Genomic DNA, 14,663 nt, shown 5'->3' with positions numbered 1-14,663 from the left:
TCATGGTCTGACTTTTGTTTCAATTGTATAAGCTAGAAATCATTTTTTACTATTTTACAGCTCAAAGCATTCTAATGCATCATTATCTCATATACAAAAAGCAAAATGCAACCAGATTATTGAGGACATGCAAAAGAATGGAATTCCATAGGTTTTCAGAAGTCTTATACCTTATCCCAAATGCAAATCCCATACCTACATAGCTGATAAAGCTAGGAATAGTATAGGGACCATGCAGATAAGCAAAAAGAAGCGATGTGGCAAACAAGCCAAAATATGTATTCTTAAATACTATCCCCTGTAACATACCTCGCATAAAGATTTCTTCCGTGACAGGTGCCAAAACACAGAGATCCACAAAAAGTACAGACCATGAAAGTGAAAAACTTTGCACAGCTTGAGTTGTGTCTGATTGGGTAGGGCCTAAAAAATTGACCAAAATATAAAATAAGAAAAGCAAGGCGTATGAAAGAAAACATTTAAAAATATCTTTTAGGTGGATTTTCCGAATGTGAAACAAGTCATACTTTTTTCCTACATATAAAAATATTGCAAGTTCAACAAGGGTAAAAAGGATGGATAGCGTTAATGAATTATTTCGCATGATTTTCTCTGCTATACTCAAATGAATCGGCATAAAAATCAAAATCAAGAAAAACGTCATCCAGCGCTTATACATCATTCACCTCAATTATATAGAATTACATATATTATACTATTTTTCTGTGAGATGACAAGTTAAAAGTGAGATGCTAAAAGCAAAAATCCAGAGAAACTTCTCTGGATTTTGTTTACATCTGTTTCAAGCGTTCAATCCGTTCTGAGATAGGTGGGTGGGTATAAAAGAGTTTTTGAAGTCCCCCACCTTTCTTAGGATCATTGATGTACAGAGCGCTACTGGCATCATCGACATGGTGATGCATTGGCTCGCTATTGTCCAACTTGCGCAAGGCATTGATCATCCCTTGAGGATTGCGGGTCAGCTCCACACTGGATGCATCCGCTAGAAATTCTCGCTGACGAGAGATAGCTAGTTGTACCAAGGTTGCTGCCACGGGAGCCAAAACAATTGCTAGGAGAGAGATGACAAGCATGATAATCTCTAGACCATTTCCATCACGATCATTATCACTTCGTCTGCGTCCTTCGCCACCCCACCACATCATCCGACCAGCCATACTAGATAGCAGTGTAATGGCGCTAGCAAGGGCAACAGCAATGGTCGAAATGCGGATATCGTAGTTCCGAATGTGACTGACTTCATGACCCATGACCGCTTCTAGCTCCTCACGATTCATGATAGCCAGAAGACCCGAAGTGGCCGCAACTGCCGCATTCTGCGGATTAGAACCTGTTGCAAAGGCATTTAAAGAAGAATCCTCAATGATGAAAACACGTGGCATGGGGATCTGAGCGACCATGGCCATATCTTCCACAACATGGTAGAGGTCTGGCGCCGTTTGTTCATCAACCTCACGCGCTCCATTCATAGACATGACAATCTCCGTTGATTGAAAGATCATGGTCAGAGCGTAGATAAGACCGATGATTAGGGCTATGATCATGCCCCCAAGACCTGATCGCATGAAGAGATAGCCAACTGCATAACCAACCAAGGCCAAGAGTAGGAAGAAAACCAGCAACAAAATCCACGTTTTTCGTTTATTGCTCGTAATTTGATCAAACAACATCTTAGTCACCTAAACCGCTAAAGTCAACTTTAGGAACTGCCTTTTCCTCTTCAGGTGTTTGAAGGAAGTCTGCAGCTTTAAAGCCAAATAGGCCCGCGATGATGTTGCTTGGGAAACTTTCAAGTTTTACATTGTAGTTGCTGACAACACTGTTGTAGAGTTGGCGTGAGTAGGAAATTTTATTTTCTGTATTGGTCAACTCTTCTTGTAATTTGATAAAGTTTGCGCTAGCTTTCAAGTCTGGGTAATTCTCTGCTACTGCAAAGATACCAGAAATCTGGCGGGTAAGGGCATCACTGGCCTTCATCGCTTCAGCTGGCGAAGTTGCTGCGGCTACTTGTCTACGAAGTTCTGTCACTTTTTCCAAGGTAGAACCTTCATATTTGGCATAGCCTTTGACTGTTTCAATCAAGTTAGGGAGGAGATCATTACGACGCTTCAACTGAACATCGATCTGGCTCCAAGCCTCCTTGGTCTGCATACGATTTTTAACCAAACCGTTATAGCTAACAATCACAAAAATAACAATCAGAGCCAAAACTCCAAGAATAATCCAAGTCATAATCTTATTCCTTTCTGCTTTTAGATTACTACTAGTATATCAAAATTTTAATGAATATGGTAAAATAAGATGATACTAGAGAAGGAAACAACTATGAAACCAGAAACATTTTACAGCCTACTAGCTGAGCAAAATCTTCCACTTTCTGACCAGCAAAAGAACCAATTTGAACGCTATTTTGAACTCTTGGTCGAGTGGAATGAAAAGATTAACCTGACCGCTATTACAGACAAAGAGGAAGTCTACCTCAAACACTTTTACGATTCGATTGCACCCATCCTACAAGGCTTGATCCAAAATGAGAATATCAAACTTCTTGATATTGGAGCGGGGGCAGGATTTCCTAGTCTTCCCATGAAAATCCTCTATCCTCAACTTGATGTGACCATCATTGATTCGCTAAACAAGCGCATCAACTTCCTCCAACTACTGGCTCAGGAGCTGAATTTGGACGGAGTTCACTTCTACCATGGTCGTGCAGAAGACTTTGCCCAAGACAAGAACTTCCGTGCTCAGTTTGATATGGTGACAGCTCGTGCTGTTGCCCGTATGCAAGTCTTATCTGAACTGACCATTGCCTACCTTAAAGTTGGTGGAAAACTACTGGCGCTCAAGGCCAGCAATGCCCCCGAGGAATTGCTAGAATCCAAGAATGCTCTCAATCTCCTTTTTAGCAAGGTCGAAAACAACCTCAGCTACGCCCTACCAAATGGAGATCCACGTTACATCACTGTGGTAGAAAAGAAAAAAGAGACCCCAAATAAATATCCACGTAAGGCTGGCATGCCAAACAAACGCCCGCTTTAAATTTTTTAGTAAAAAAATGTTTACAAAATTCACTTCGCTCTCGCATTTCTAGGCTCGGGAAAAAATGATTTACAAAATCAACCTCGCTCTCGCATTTCTAGGCTCGGGAAAAAATGATTTACAAAATCATTTTTTTCTGCTATACTATCCTAAGCAAAGGTTTTTAATGTCATCCCGTGAGGTGACAAAGACACAGTATATGAAATTCTTTAAGAATGGAATAATCTTTTTTAAAGAAGTCTTACTCTGAGAGCCTATTGCTGTAAAATAATGGGCTCTTTTTTGGTGCCCAAAAGTGAGGTTTTTATGAAACAGGAATCAACTGTTGACTTGTTACTAGACGTTGACCAACGTCCTTCAGCTGGTAAAGGCATTCTTCTAAGCTTCCAGCACGTTTTTGCCATGTTTGGTGCAACCATTCTCGTTCCCCTAATTTTGGGAATGCCCGTATCTGTTGCTCTTTTTGCATCAGGTGTCGGAACACTGATTTATATGGTTTCAACTGGCTTTAAAGTTCCAGTCTATCTCGGTTCTTCTTTTGCCTTCATCACTGCAATGTCTCTTGCTATGAAAGAAATGGGTGGTGACGTATCTGCTGCTCAAACAGGGGTTATCTTGACTGGTTTGGTTTATGTTCTTGTGGCTGCAAGTGTTCGTTTTGCAGGCACAAAATGGATCGATAAACTCTTGCCTCCAATCATCATCGGACCCATGATTATCGTTATCGGTCTTGGTCTGGCAAACTCAGCTGTAACGAATGCTGGACTTGTGGCAGACGGTAACTGGAAAAACGCTCTTGTAGCAGTTGTTACTTTCTTGATCGCTGCCTTTATCAATACAAAAGGAAAAGGCTTCCTTCGTATTATTCCTTTCCTCTTTGCCATCATCGGTGGGTACATCTTCGCAGTGACACTTGGTTTAGTTGACTTTACTCCAGTCTTAGAAGCAAACTGGTTTGAAATTCCTGGTTTCTACTTGCCATTTAGTACAGGCGGGGCCTTCAAAGAGTACAACCTCTACTTTGGTCCTGAAACAATCGCTATCTTGCCAATTGCTATCGTGACCATATCAGAGCACATCGGTGACCATACCGTCCTAAGTCAAATCTGTGGGCGTCAATTCCTGAAAGAACCAGGTCTTCACCGTACCCTTCTCGGTGACGGTATCGCAACATCTGTATCTGCCTTCCTCGGTGGACCAGCTAATACGACTTACGGCGAAAATACAGGGGTTATTGGGATGACTCGTATCGCTTCTGTTTCCGTTATCCGTAACGCTGCCTTTATCGCAATTGCTCTTAGCTTCCTTGGTAAATTTACTGCCCTTATCTCAACAATCCCAAGTGCTGTACTTGGTGGGATGTCTATCCTTCTCTACGGAGTTATCGCCAGCAACGGTTTGAAAGTCTTGATCAAGGAGCGTGTTGACTTTAGTCAAATGCGTAACCTCATCATTGCTAGTGCAATGCTCGTACTTGGACTTGGTGGAGCCATCCTCAAAGTAGGACCAGTTACCCTTTCAGGTACTGCCTTATCAGCTATGACAGGTATCATCTTAAACTTGATTTTGCCACACGAAAATAAAGACTAGTCATCTATACACAGAAAAATCCACTCAGTTGAGTGGATTTTTCTGATTCTTACCTTCCCCACGCAATCAAGAGATACATGAGGCTAGAACCAAACATATCTGCCAGAGCATGCATGAGGAAAAATGGCAAAAGATTTTTAACCTTATACTTGTATAAGAAATAATAGAATAGGCCATAAACGACACCAATAACCAGTGCCCACACCAATCCTTGATAAGTGTGAAAAGAAATCCGAATGATGGTAGAATAAAGCAAAGCCCACCACTTGTGCTTTTCTTTCACTGATGTCAACAATCCTAGAAAGAAAAACTCTTCATAGAAGCCATTTAGCAACGCATAGGCAATTACCATCGGACTAAGCGCTAGGAATTTCCGTATAATTTCCATGGGATCTATGTGGGCAAAAAGAGCTGGATTTAAGTAATTGTATTCACCAGTTAGTGTCGTCATCAGGTCTCCAAACAATCCCACAATGGCAAATATAAAAGGAACCCAAAAGAGAAGGGACCAGGTCCAACGAATGGGAAGTTGTTTGAAATCATAATTCCGAATCAAAAGGTAAAGAAAGGTCAAGGTCAGAAGTATCACTTGCAGGGTGAAGTTGCTCAAATAGCCTACTCCCTCGCCAGCAGTATTACTTGCCGTATCCATTGTAGTTGACAGACCTGTCGGAAACATACTTGCTAAAAAGAGCTCCGTTGACCGAATGATAAACTGACCAAACATTAGAACTGTAATAATCAGAATGTCAAACAATCTCAAGTAGCGCAGGGGCTTAGATGGATGAATGATTTGTAAAATTTTCATATTTTCTCCTTCTAGCAGTTAAAGATTGATTTATTGTAAGAAAAGAAACTTAAAATTTTATAAAATTCTACTCCCATTCCTTATCTGTAATTAATATTTCGATAGGATATTCAAATCAATCACTTTTTACGAGTAACTAGTTTCTCATTCAACCTTCTGTTTGTTTTCTATCAACAAATCTTTCAAAGAAATGATGGTTACCGCAAGTAAAATCATAGCCATGCCGACAAAATCAATCGCGTAGAATTGTTCCTTCATAATCAGAAAGGCAAAGAAAACGGCTGAAATTGGCTCTATGGAAGCCAATAAACTAGACTTAACTGGTCCTATCAGACTAGCTCCTTTTAGAAAAGCGGTGTAGGCGAAGACTGTTCCGATGATGATAATGCCAGCAAATGCAAAGAGAAAATCTAAGCTGGTCGGTATGCTTACCTGCAAAACTCCTGTGAAGGGAAGAACCACAACACCAGAAATAACCATGCCCACACCAATCACCAAAATACTTCCCCACTTCTTAATCAAAGCGATAGGAAGGATAATATAGAGGGCATAGGTCAAGGCAGAAAAGAGTCCCCAGAAAAGACCAGCAGGTGTGACCGACAACTGGTCAAGTTCCCCATGCGTCGCGATAAGAAACGTTCCTCCAATTGCTAAACCAATTGAAATAATCTCAGCCAGAGTAGGCGCTACCTTGTCCTTGATACAAGTATAAATCAAGATCCCAACAGGACAAACATACTGGAGAACCGTCGCCGTTCCAGCATTGGTCTCCTGAATGGCAGAAAGATAGGCAAACTGGTTTAAGAAAAGTCCAAACAAGGCAAATAACAAGAGAGAGAAAAGACTTTTTCTGTCTTTTAAAAAAGCAAGGAGTTTATCCTTTGCGGTCGCATAAGTTAAAAATACCAGAGCCAATCCAGCAATAATGAGCCGCAGATTGGTCAAGACTAGAGCGGAAATCCCGTGTGCCATCAGGTATTGGCCACTGGTTCCAGACAAGCCCCAAGCAATCCCTGCAACTACTGTAAATAGAGTTCCTTTTACGGTTTTTGACATTCTTCCCCCTACCTTTCCCTACGAATCATATCCATGACTTGGTTTCGATCGACTATCCACTGAGCACGTTCATCCTTCTCATACGTTCGATTGGATAAAAAGATAGCAGCTTCCTGTTTCTCTCGGTTCCACATGATGAAGGTACCTGTATAGCCCGTATGGTCAAGCCAGGCTCCTTCTAGATTCCAGGCTAGCGAACGCTCCTTATCATCTAAGGGGGAAAAATTTCGGCTCAAGTTTTCAGCAAAATCATCTTTCAAGTAATGTTCCAGAAAGATTTGCAAATCCTTAACAGTTGAAAATAAACCAGCACTCCCAGCATGTTTGCCCAAAAGACGAGCTTTGGGATCGTGGATACTACCTGCCGCTACTCCTCTAACTGTTGGTACAGCAATTTCAACGGGACCAAACTTGGTTCCCGTCATGCCCCATGGGTTCAAAACTTGTTCTTCTATAATCTGATTCAAATCTTGTTCAAATATTTTCTCCAAAAGAAAGCCTAAGAGTAAAAAGTGAACATCCGAATAGAGGAAGGCTGCCTGACTTCGTCTGTTGAGGTGAAACATGGCTTCTTTTAATTCAGTAGCTGTCAAGAGATCCCGATTGGGAATAAAGGGATCTAAGTCTGTAGCATGGGTCAGAAGTTGCCGTATAGTAATATCTGGGTAATCACACTCAGCTAAAAAATCCGTCACTGGTCGGTCAATATCTAATTTGCCCTGCTGCCACAAGAAGGTGAAGATTGTCCCAACTCCCACAACCTTACTCACACTGGCTAGGTCATAGACTAGCCCTGACTCAGTTTTCAAACCTTTCTCAGGATCACTCAATCCTAGATAAGACTCTTTCCATTCACCATCCTTATAATACGCAAAAGAGGCCCCGGGATAAATCCCTGCCTCGATTTGATCTTCTATTTTTCTTTGAATTTTTTCCCACTTCATGCTTCTTCAAACCACAATTCAATGTTATTGGTATCTTTACCAAGGAAGAATTTTTCAGACTTGGGAACAAAATAGCCTGTCTTTTCAAATTTCTGACGAAGACTGGTTAAATCAAAATTCTTTACTAAAAATTTCAGCATAGACAAGTCCCAGGTAACATTGTTTTCAACAGTCAAATCTGGACCTTCCCCTTTGGTAAAGCTAATTGCCCTAGCTACCACTTCGGAATCAAGCAAACTCTCCATGTCCTCAGGCAGACGCAACTCCATAGAAATCTCAAATTGACTCAAGTATTTTATACTTTTATTTGAAGAAAATTCAGGAACAGTTTCCAGTGGAACCAAATCTTTAATATGATTTTCCGCATGAACAAGAATCACATCCTGTTCAGGAGAAACAATCTCAAAAGCATAACCACGGCTTCCTTTAAATAGGCGAGGAAGAGACTCCATCTGTGAAAGAAGATCCTCAATTTCAGAAGGATTCTTAACTTTTACAATGAGTCTAGCTAGTTTCTTAAGCCCTTCAACTCGCCGAGTTCGCATGCTCGGAGCTTCTTCTAAAATCAATCTTTCAGTAGCTGTCTGATCTCCCAAGGAGAGAAAGGCAGACTCTTCTAACAAGGGTTTCATCCCTAAGGTTTCAATGTAAAATTTTTCATTTAATTTTCGGTTATTAACTTTCACAGTCGGAATGATCCGAACTATCTCATTCACACTCATAAATTCCTCCAACTCTCTTATTTTAAAGGATTTTCGAATATTTTACAAGCCATATCTGTTTTATTTAAAAATTTTATAGCAAAAAAACTGGGTTCCCCCAGTTTCTTTTATTATAGATAAAGTAGTTTGAATACTGCTACTGCTGCAATAGCCGCTGCAATTGGAGCTACAACTGGGACCCATGCATACCACCATTTTGAATCACCCTTGTGTTGACCAAGAACTGATTTTGGAAGGAGTTCGTGAAGAAGACGTGGTCCAAAGTCACGAGCTGGGTTCAAAGCAGGCCCAGAAGGTCCACCGAGTGAAGTTACCAAGGCCATCACTAGGAAACCAAGTGCCAAGTGCGCAACTGAGATCCCAGCAGCTGTGTGAGGTGCTACTTGAGCTTTCACTGCCATTTCAGTTAAATCAACTGTTTGACCAGCCTGAGTAGCCATTTGTTTCATGTATTGAAGAACCTCAGCACCAAAGAAGTTTTTAGTCAAACCAAGTGCTGCAAAGAAAAGAACAAATGAACCTACAAACTCATTTAGGAAACCATTTACACTTGCTGCGAAACGTGATTCTTTTGTACCGTGATCAACACTTGAAATCGTTGAGAAAGTACCCAAAATGTTATTAGAATTCTCTGTTTTCAAGTAGTAAGGACGGTGAGTAGCAACAACCATAGCTTGACCAAAAATCGCTCCTAAAACTTGCGCAAGGATATAATATGGTACTTGTCCCCAAGGGAAAAGTCCACTCACAGCAAGTCCAAGTGTGAAGGCTGGGTTGATGTGGTTCCCAGATACATTACCGAACATCAAGGCTGGGATCATAACCCCCATACCGTAACCAACCGCGATAACGAGCCAGCCACTTTGGTGACCTTTCGTACCTTTAAGTTCAACGTTAGCAACTGCACCATTACCAAGAATGATCAAAATGGCAGTTCCCAAAAATTCAGTGGCATATTTAATAGCCCATGTAAAATCCATTTGATAGATTCTCCTTAATTTTTTTAGACAATCCTTATTCTATCAATTTTTAGGCCTTTTAGCAACCGATTTTCTAAAAGAATCTCTGGAAAACGCTTTATTTAACTTATCTTTAAGAAAAGGACAAAAGAAGTCAAACTCCTTTCATCCTATTCCTTACTCTTGACGTTGACCAAAGTCTGCTAACATCTGATCCAGCTCCTCACGACTTGGAGTTGTCAACATATAGAGGATATCTCCTTGTAACTCTGCAAAGGCTGCTGGCATGATTTTCTTAGCCTTAAAACCTCCTTGGTATTTAGCTAGTAACTCCTCTTCTGAGTATACATAATGAGAACTTAAACGCCGAGCAGTCGCCAAGCAATAGAGGGGTTCAAAATATGAACCAGGGAATGGCTCTCCTGCTACAATAGCCGCATAACCTCGGTAGAGGTCAAAAGAGTGGGCATAATTGTAAACATCAATCGTAAAGCCACCCGCAGGACGATTGTTGTACTCAATGGCGATATAGTCATCTCCCTCACGGAAGAATTCAATATGGAAGAAACGCTCCCTCATACCAAATTCCTTGACAATGGCCTCGCCATACTTGCGCAGTTTGGGATCCATATCCTTGAGTACATAGTAGGAATTGTCCATCTTATAAATCATCAGATCAAGTGGAGTATGGGCATAATCGAAAGTCGTTGAAAAGACGATGTTGCCATCCTTGTCCACAAGCCCGTCAAAGGTACAGATTTCGCTAGAAGTGACAAATTTTTCAAAGAAATACACGGTTGAATGGTCCCATTCAGCCTTAAAGTGATTTACATCGTCTTCTGTCTCAAGCTTAAAGGTTGCTGCCGCTCCCACTCCATTATCAGGTTTGGCAATCATTGGTAGACCGATTTCGTTCACTGCTTTATCCACATCTGCTTCCGTCTGGATAACAGCTCCAGGTACCACAGGAACACCTGCTTTTTTGAAAAGTTTCTTCATTTCAGACTTAAACTTGGTCTTTTTGAGATCCTCTGGTTTGGCACTAAAAACATTGAATTGTTCTCTGAGTGTTGCGTCCAGCTCAAGCCAGTATTCATTGTGGGACTCGATGCGGTCGATAGGTCCATGCTTGTAGAAAAGAAAGGCAACAGCACGTTTGACTTCGTCTATGTTCTCAAGATTGTCCACACGGAAATACTCGGTTAAGCTATTACGCAAAGGTTCATCTAGTTGTTCGTAAGGCTCCTGACCAATTCCCAAAACGGTTATGCCTTTATTAGCTAGCTCGATTGTAAACTGTTGGAAGTTTTGTGGATAGTATGGAGAAATAACAAGGTAATTCATAGGCAACTCCTTTTATAGATACAGGTGTCCAAGAAAATAAGGCATTTGTTTACGCCACCATTCCCAGTCGTGGGCAACATCGTGCCCCCATTCAGCAAACCAGGCTGGAATTTGTTTCTGGTCAAAGGCTTCTTTGAGCTTGTAGAAGGATGGCAGACCATCTTGTTCCCAAGCACCGAGACCCGTACAGACGACAATCTCCGCCTGACGGTAACGATCGATAAACCAGCCGTCGTTTTGATTCCAAATATAATCAACTGGCGAGTTTTGGTAAATGGCATCGTCATTGTAGTAATCGCCAACAAAGAAACGTGTGTCATAAACACCGCTGAGAGCAATCACCTTGGTAAATACATCTGGATGCTGGAGGAAGAAATTGAGTGCATGGTAGGCCCCCATGGAGCAACCTGTCGTCATCATGCCATCAAACCAACCTGTCTTGTGCTTGATAAAAGGAAGGGCCTCCTCAATCACATAGCGTTCGTAGGCACGATGCATCTCCGCTTGGTCATGACTGTTTTTCCAAGTGGCCAACCAACTCTCACTGTCAACACTGGATAGGGTAAAGAACTGGACGCGGCCTTCCTCGATAAAGGTAGCACAGGCATCTATCATGCCAAAATCATAGTATTCATTGTGACTGCCACCAGATGAAGCAAAAACCACAACTGGAACCCCAGCATGCCCATAACGGTTGAGGTACATTTCTCGGTTGAGGTGGCCACTCCAGTGGCTAAGGTTTTCAATATGCATTGGCTTTCTCCTTTCCTAACTTACCATTTTTCTGCAAAAAATCGGAGACAGTCTGGCAGATTTTCTGACCAAGGGATTTCACTATGGATAGCACCAGACTGAACTTTCAAGACAAGATTATCCAAGCCGACTCCACCTGCAATCAAATCATGGTAATAGCGAAGCGATGAGTCGATATAGGCTTGCTTGATATTGCCAGCCATCAGGGTCTTGTCCGTATCGTCTGCTTCTTCTGTTCCAACATAGATAAAAATGCGCTGTTCAGGCGACAGTTTCTTACGCTCGATATAGCGGTTAAAGGCTTCTTGGTGAAGCCAGTTGGCAGATGAAAAGACACCTAGACAACCAATTCGATCTTGGTACTCTAGTCCGATAAACTGAGTAATATTGCCTCCTAGTGACGAACCAATCATAGCCGTATGCTGGCGATCAGCTTTGGTACGATAGGTTTCATCGATAAAAGGCTTGACCACTTCCATGACAAACTCGGCATACTCCACACCCTTACCGCCAAACTGCTGGCCTGGGATAGGAGATTCTTGGAACTTCCAAGCTGCGTACTCATGCATCCGCCCCAAACCATCATTGTCAATGGCTACAACAATCATGCGACTGATGTCAGGATTTCTCTTAATAGCCGGAATAATCTTCCAAGAGTGTCCGATATAGGACTCCTTGCTGTAAAAGACATTTTGCCCATCATGAAAGTAAACAACAGGATAAAAACGGTCTGTGTCTTTCTCGTAGTCCTTAGGCAGAAGCACACGCACACGACGCTCTTTTCCTGTATAAGGAACTTTGAGTTTGTGTTCTTTCATTTTTAAGTAAAAGTAGGAATGATTCATTGTCAGAAAACTCTCTATATTCAAAATTTTATCTTATTATACCATAAAAATAGAAAAAAAGTCAGCAATTGTCCATTTTAAGGATAAATAACTAACTTTTTTCATTTGTTTTTCTGAATTCTTCTGGATTTTCTGATTAGAGGAGATTGTCAATTAACTCATCGACAGCATCTTTTTCAACCTGGGGAGTGATTTCAGTAATCATGATACCTGCCACTGCTCGCTCAACCAAGCCTTCAACATCCATGCGTTTTTCATACTGCTCTGCATTCTCTATCTTAGGATTAGTCTTAGGACGATCAGGCGCAAAAATAGTGCAGCAGTCCTCAAAAGGCTGGATTGAAATTTCAAAGGTATCGATTTCCTGCGCGATGTCAATGATTTCCAACTTGTCCATCGTAACCACGGGACGAATAATTGGAGTGCTAGTCACAGCGTTGATAGTCTGCATGCTTTCCAAGGTCTGGCTGGCTACTTGACCAAGACTTTCCCCATTGATAATGACCAGACCCTTTCTCACTTCACGAATACGGTCGGTAATCCTCATCATAAACCGACGTGTCAAGGTCATGAGGTAGGCTTCTGGCGCCTTGGCCTTGATTTCTTCTTGAATCTCTGTGAAAGGCACTTCGATAAATTGGATATTGCCACCAAACTTGGTCAATTTGCGGGTCAAGTCCTGCGCTTTCTTAAGGGCACCAGGACTAGTATATGGTGGGCTGGCAAAGTGAACGGCTTCAATATCAACCCCACGTTTGAGAGCTAGATAACCTGCCACAGGTGAATCAATTCCACCTGACAACATGAGCATGCCTTTACCAGAACTTCCCACAGGTAATCCTCCTGCTCCACGAAAGGTTTCATAGGATAGGTAGGCAGCCTCCTCACGAATCTCAATTTGAAGATTAATATCTGGATTTTTCATCTGAGCTTGCACGTTTGGAATAGCTTCGAAAACAGCACCGCCAAGAGTTTGATTGAGTTCACGACTATCCAATTCGAAGTTGTGGTCGCTACGCTTGCTAGTGATTTTAAAGGTCATCCCTTCCTTGTAGATTTCCTTCATAATCTCTTGGACAGCAGATTTCAGAACTTCCACAGACTTTTCAACCTTATACACAGGAGAAAAGTTTTGAATCCCAAATACTTGTTTGAGAGATTCTGCTACTGCTGTATAATCAGCTCCATTGAGGTAAGCGTGGGCACGGTCGCGATCTGCGGTTACCTTAACTTGAGGATAGATGGACAAAACGTCCGAAATATTATTACGAAGTTTATTGATGAAACGCATACGATTTTTGTGCTTGGTTGACAATTCTCCATAACGAATCATAATTTCTGAATACTGCATAAATGCTCCTATCTTACTTTTCTAGTTTGATTGTAAATTAATTTTAACTTGGTCAAGAACTGCTCGACCTGACTCATGTCATTTTCTAAGTCTAGGCTTAGACGCACAGCTGACTGGGCATTATCCTTGTCCACTCCCATGGCTATCAAGGTCCCTGCGGGTTTTCCAGCCTTAGACGAACAAGCAGAGGTTGTGGAAATGAAAATGTCATAGTCTTCAAAAGCGTGAACAATGACTTCACCACGAACACCCTTAATCCCAAAAGTCAGGATATGAGGGGCAAAGTCTTCCTCATCTGAAAAGACAAAAATATCTGGATAATCCAGAAGGGCTTGACGAATGACTGCCTTCATCTGCCCTGTCTTACTAGTAAAGATATCTAGCTTTTCCATAGCCAAACGGAGAGCCTTGGCTGTCGCTGCTATTCCAGCAACATTTTCAGTTGTCGAACGATAGTCCCCCTCTTGACCACCACCAGTCAACAGAGGCGTAATCTTCTTGCCAGACTTGATATAGACAAAGCCGACACCTCTAACACCGTGGAACTTATGACTTGAGAAGGTCGCAAAATCCACTCGGTCAGTCAAATACTTTTCAGTTGGAATCTTAGCAAGAGCTTGGACAGCATCCACATGGAAGGAAATAGTTGGTTTATCAGCTAAAAGTTCTGAGATAGCCTCAATAGGCTGGATAGAGCCGATTTCATTGTTAACTGCCATAATAGAAACGAGGGTCGTATCAGGTCGAATCAAACTTGCTAGAACCCTAACATCTACAAATCCTTTCTCATCAACTGGGGCAATATCCACCTCAAAACCTTGACTTTTCAGCCATAGGGCTGACTCCTTGACTGCTGGATGTTCAATAGCTGATACGATGATGTGCATACCAAACTGTGCTTTTTCAAAGGCCACACCCTTGATGACCCAGTTATCCCCTTCTGTTCCACCAGAGGTAAAGAAGATTTCATCACTTTTCTTGCCAATCAAATCTGCAATCTGTTGCCGGGAAGCATCTAAAATTCGTGTTGCCTGGTCTCCCAAACGATGGAGACTAGATGGATTTCCTACAATTTTTGAAGCAACCTGCATATAGGTATCTAGAGCTTCAGGATAAGGCTTAGTTGTCGCCGAATTATCAAAGTAGATCATGTTTTCTCACGCTTTCTAAAATCACTCCTTCTATTGTATCACGAAAAGAGACCTTCGACAAGAAAGGTAGTTTTCTCTTT

At 41.8% G+C, this 14,663-nt stretch carries 15 protein-coding genes; 2 read left to right on the top strand and 13 right to left on the bottom strand.

What is annotated here, in order from left to right; translation table 11 throughout:
* Window positions 1-82: 82 nt before the first annotated feature.
* The 3 genes from ADI74_RS04735 to ADI74_RS04725 form a co-directional block, all read right to left on the bottom strand.
* Window positions 83-682: a CPBP family intramembrane glutamic endopeptidase gene (locus tag ADI74_RS04735; RefSeq protein WP_239682809.1), complete on the bottom strand. Its 600-nt coding sequence runs from the start codon at window positions 680-682 to the stop codon at window positions 83-85.
* A 109-nt stretch (window positions 683-791) separates the two neighbouring features.
* Window positions 792-1,691, bottom strand: coding sequence for a zinc metalloprotease HtpX (gene htpX, locus ADI74_RS04730; RefSeq protein WP_049537361.1), 900 nt, complete (start codon window positions 1,689-1,691; stop codon window positions 792-794).
* A gap of 1 nt (window position 1,692) precedes the next feature.
* The gene (locus ADI74_RS04725) at window positions 1,693-2,253 is read right to left on the bottom strand and encodes a LemA family protein (RefSeq protein WP_000219838.1); all 561 of its coding nucleotides are present in this window, start codon (window positions 2,251-2,253) and stop codon (window positions 1,693-1,695) included.
* Between the two features lie 93 nt (window positions 2,254-2,346).
* Here ADI74_RS04725 and rsmG point away from each other — a divergent pair, with 93 nt between their 5' ends.
* Together rsmG and ADI74_RS04715 are read left to right on the top strand one after the other, a co-directional pair.
* Window positions 2,347-3,060: a 16S rRNA (guanine(527)-N(7))-methyltransferase RsmG gene (gene rsmG / locus ADI74_RS04720; protein WP_049537359.1), complete on the top strand. Its 714-nt coding sequence runs from the start codon at window positions 2,347-2,349 to the stop codon at window positions 3,058-3,060.
* A gap of 306 nt (window positions 3,061-3,366) precedes the next feature.
* The gene (locus ADI74_RS04715; protein WP_033585978.1) at window positions 3,367-4,650 is read left to right on the top strand and encodes a uracil-xanthine permease family protein; all 1,284 of its coding nucleotides are present in this window, start codon (window positions 3,367-3,369) and stop codon (window positions 4,648-4,650) included.
* Window positions 4,651-4,699: 49 nt separating this feature from the next.
* Here the strand turns inward: ADI74_RS04715 and ADI74_RS04710 are convergent, their stop codons facing one another.
* The 10 genes from ADI74_RS04710 to ADI74_RS04665 all read right to left on the bottom strand — a co-directional run bounded on the left by ADI74_RS04710 (window position 4,700) and on the right by ADI74_RS04665 (window position 14,583).
* Window positions 4,700-5,458: a CPBP family intramembrane glutamic endopeptidase gene (locus ADI74_RS04710; RefSeq protein WP_049537357.1), complete on the bottom strand. Its 759-nt coding sequence runs from the start codon at window positions 5,456-5,458 to the stop codon at window positions 4,700-4,702.
* Window positions 5,459-5,602: 144 nt separating this feature from the next.
* Window positions 5,603-6,514, bottom strand: coding sequence for a DMT family transporter (locus ADI74_RS04705; RefSeq protein ID WP_049537355.1), 912 nt, complete (start codon window positions 6,512-6,514; stop codon window positions 5,603-5,605).
* 8 nt (window positions 6,515-6,522) lie between these two features.
* Window positions 6,523-7,458 (bottom strand): serine hydrolase domain-containing protein, encoded by a 936-nt coding sequence (locus tag ADI74_RS04700; protein ID WP_049537354.1) that lies wholly within the window; start codon window positions 7,456-7,458, stop codon window positions 6,523-6,525.
* Window positions 7,455-8,180, bottom strand: coding sequence for a CppA N-terminal domain-containing protein (locus tag ADI74_RS04695; RefSeq protein WP_049537353.1), 726 nt, complete (start codon window positions 8,178-8,180; stop codon window positions 7,455-7,457). Before ADI74_RS04695 ends, ADI74_RS04700 begins: the two co-directional genes overlap by 4 nt.
* A gap of 110 nt (window positions 8,181-8,290) precedes the next feature.
* On the bottom strand, window positions 8,291-9,160 hold the full coding sequence (gene gla / locus ADI74_RS04690) for an aquaglyceroporin Gla (RefSeq protein ID WP_049537352.1): 870 nt from the start codon (window positions 9,158-9,160) through the stop codon (window positions 8,291-8,293).
* Between the two features lie 156 nt (window positions 9,161-9,316).
* Window positions 9,317-10,483, bottom strand: a complete 1,167-nt coding sequence (locus ADI74_RS04685) for an ATP-grasp domain-containing protein (RefSeq protein ID WP_049537350.1) — start codon at window positions 10,481-10,483, stop codon at window positions 9,317-9,319.
* 12 nt (window positions 10,484-10,495) lie between these two features.
* A complete protein-coding gene (locus ADI74_RS04680; protein ID WP_049537348.1) occupies window positions 10,496-11,236 on the bottom strand; it encodes an esterase family protein in 741 nt (246 codons plus the stop codon).
* Window positions 11,237-11,256: 20 nt separating this feature from the next.
* Window positions 11,257-12,081 carry an alpha/beta hydrolase gene (locus ADI74_RS04675; protein WP_049537346.1) on the bottom strand — a complete coding sequence of 275 codons (825 nt, stop codon included), beginning with the start codon at window positions 12,079-12,081 and terminating at the stop codon, window positions 11,257-11,259.
* Window positions 12,082-12,217: 136 nt separating this feature from the next.
* Window positions 12,218-13,432: a tRNA uracil 4-sulfurtransferase ThiI gene (gene thiI / locus ADI74_RS04670; RefSeq protein ID WP_049537344.1), complete on the bottom strand. Its 1,215-nt coding sequence runs from the start codon at window positions 13,430-13,432 to the stop codon at window positions 12,218-12,220.
* A gap of 8 nt (window positions 13,433-13,440) precedes the next feature.
* Complete coding sequence (locus tag ADI74_RS04665) at window positions 13,441-14,583, bottom strand: cysteine desulfurase family protein (protein WP_049537342.1); 1,143 nt, start codon at window positions 14,581-14,583, stop codon at window positions 13,441-13,443.
* Between the last annotated feature and the right edge of the window lie 80 nt (window positions 14,584-14,663).

This window comes from Streptococcus pseudopneumoniae (assembly GCF_001074565.1).
In the GTDB taxonomy this organism is placed as follows: domain Bacteria; phylum Bacillota; class Bacilli; order Lactobacillales; family Streptococcaceae; genus Streptococcus; species Streptococcus pseudopneumoniae_J.
Note: the sequence above shows the minus strand (reverse complement) of the source record. Positions and strands in the feature narration are given on the sequence as shown.

Bases quoted from the DNA above. Each gene is read 5' to 3' on its own strand.
- ADI74_RS04735 (WP_239682809.1), bottom strand. From the start codon at position 682: ATGATGTATAAGCGCTGGATGACGTTTTTCTTGATTTTGATTTTTATG.
- htpX (WP_049537361.1), bottom strand. From the start codon at position 1,691: ATGTTGTTTGATCAAATTACGAGCAATAAACGAAAAACGTGGATTTTG.
- ADI74_RS04725 (WP_000219838.1), bottom strand. From the start codon at position 2,253: ATGACTTGGATTATTCTTGGAGTTTTGGCTCTGATTGTTATTTTTGTG.
- rsmG (WP_049537359.1), top strand. From the start codon at position 2,347: ATGAAACCAGAAACATTTTACAGCCTACTAGCTGAGCAAAATCTTCCA.
- ADI74_RS04715 (WP_033585978.1), top strand. From the start codon at position 3,367: ATGAAACAGGAATCAACTGTTGACTTGTTACTAGACGTTGACCAACGT.
- ADI74_RS04710 (WP_049537357.1), bottom strand. From the start codon at position 5,458: ATGAAAATTTTACAAATCATTCATCCATCTAAGCCCCTGCGCTACTTG.
- ADI74_RS04705 (WP_049537355.1), bottom strand. From the start codon at position 6,514: ATGTCAAAAACCGTAAAAGGAACTCTATTTACAGTAGTTGCAGGGATT.
- ADI74_RS04700 (WP_049537354.1), bottom strand. From the start codon at position 7,458: ATGAAGTGGGAAAAAATTCAAAGAAAAATAGAAGATCAAATCGAGGCA.
- ADI74_RS04695 (WP_049537353.1), bottom strand. From the start codon at position 8,180: ATGAGTGTGAATGAGATAGTTCGGATCATTCCGACTGTGAAAGTTAAT.
- gla (WP_049537352.1), bottom strand. From the start codon at position 9,160: ATGGATTTTACATGGGCTATTAAATATGCCACTGAATTTTTGGGAACT.
- ADI74_RS04685 (WP_049537350.1), bottom strand. From the start codon at position 10,483: ATGAATTACCTTGTTATTTCTCCATACTATCCACAAAACTTCCAACAG.
- ADI74_RS04680 (WP_049537348.1), bottom strand. From the start codon at position 11,236: ATGCATATTGAAAACCTTAGCCACTGGAGTGGCCACCTCAACCGAGAA.
- ADI74_RS04675 (WP_049537346.1), bottom strand. From the start codon at position 12,081: ATGAATCATTCCTACTTTTACTTAAAAATGAAAGAACACAAACTCAAA.
- thiI (WP_049537344.1), bottom strand. From the start codon at position 13,432: ATGCAGTATTCAGAAATTATGATTCGTTATGGAGAATTGTCAACCAAG.
- ADI74_RS04665 (WP_049537342.1), bottom strand. From the start codon at position 14,583: ATGATCTACTTTGATAATTCGGCGACAACTAAGCCTTATCCTGAAGCT.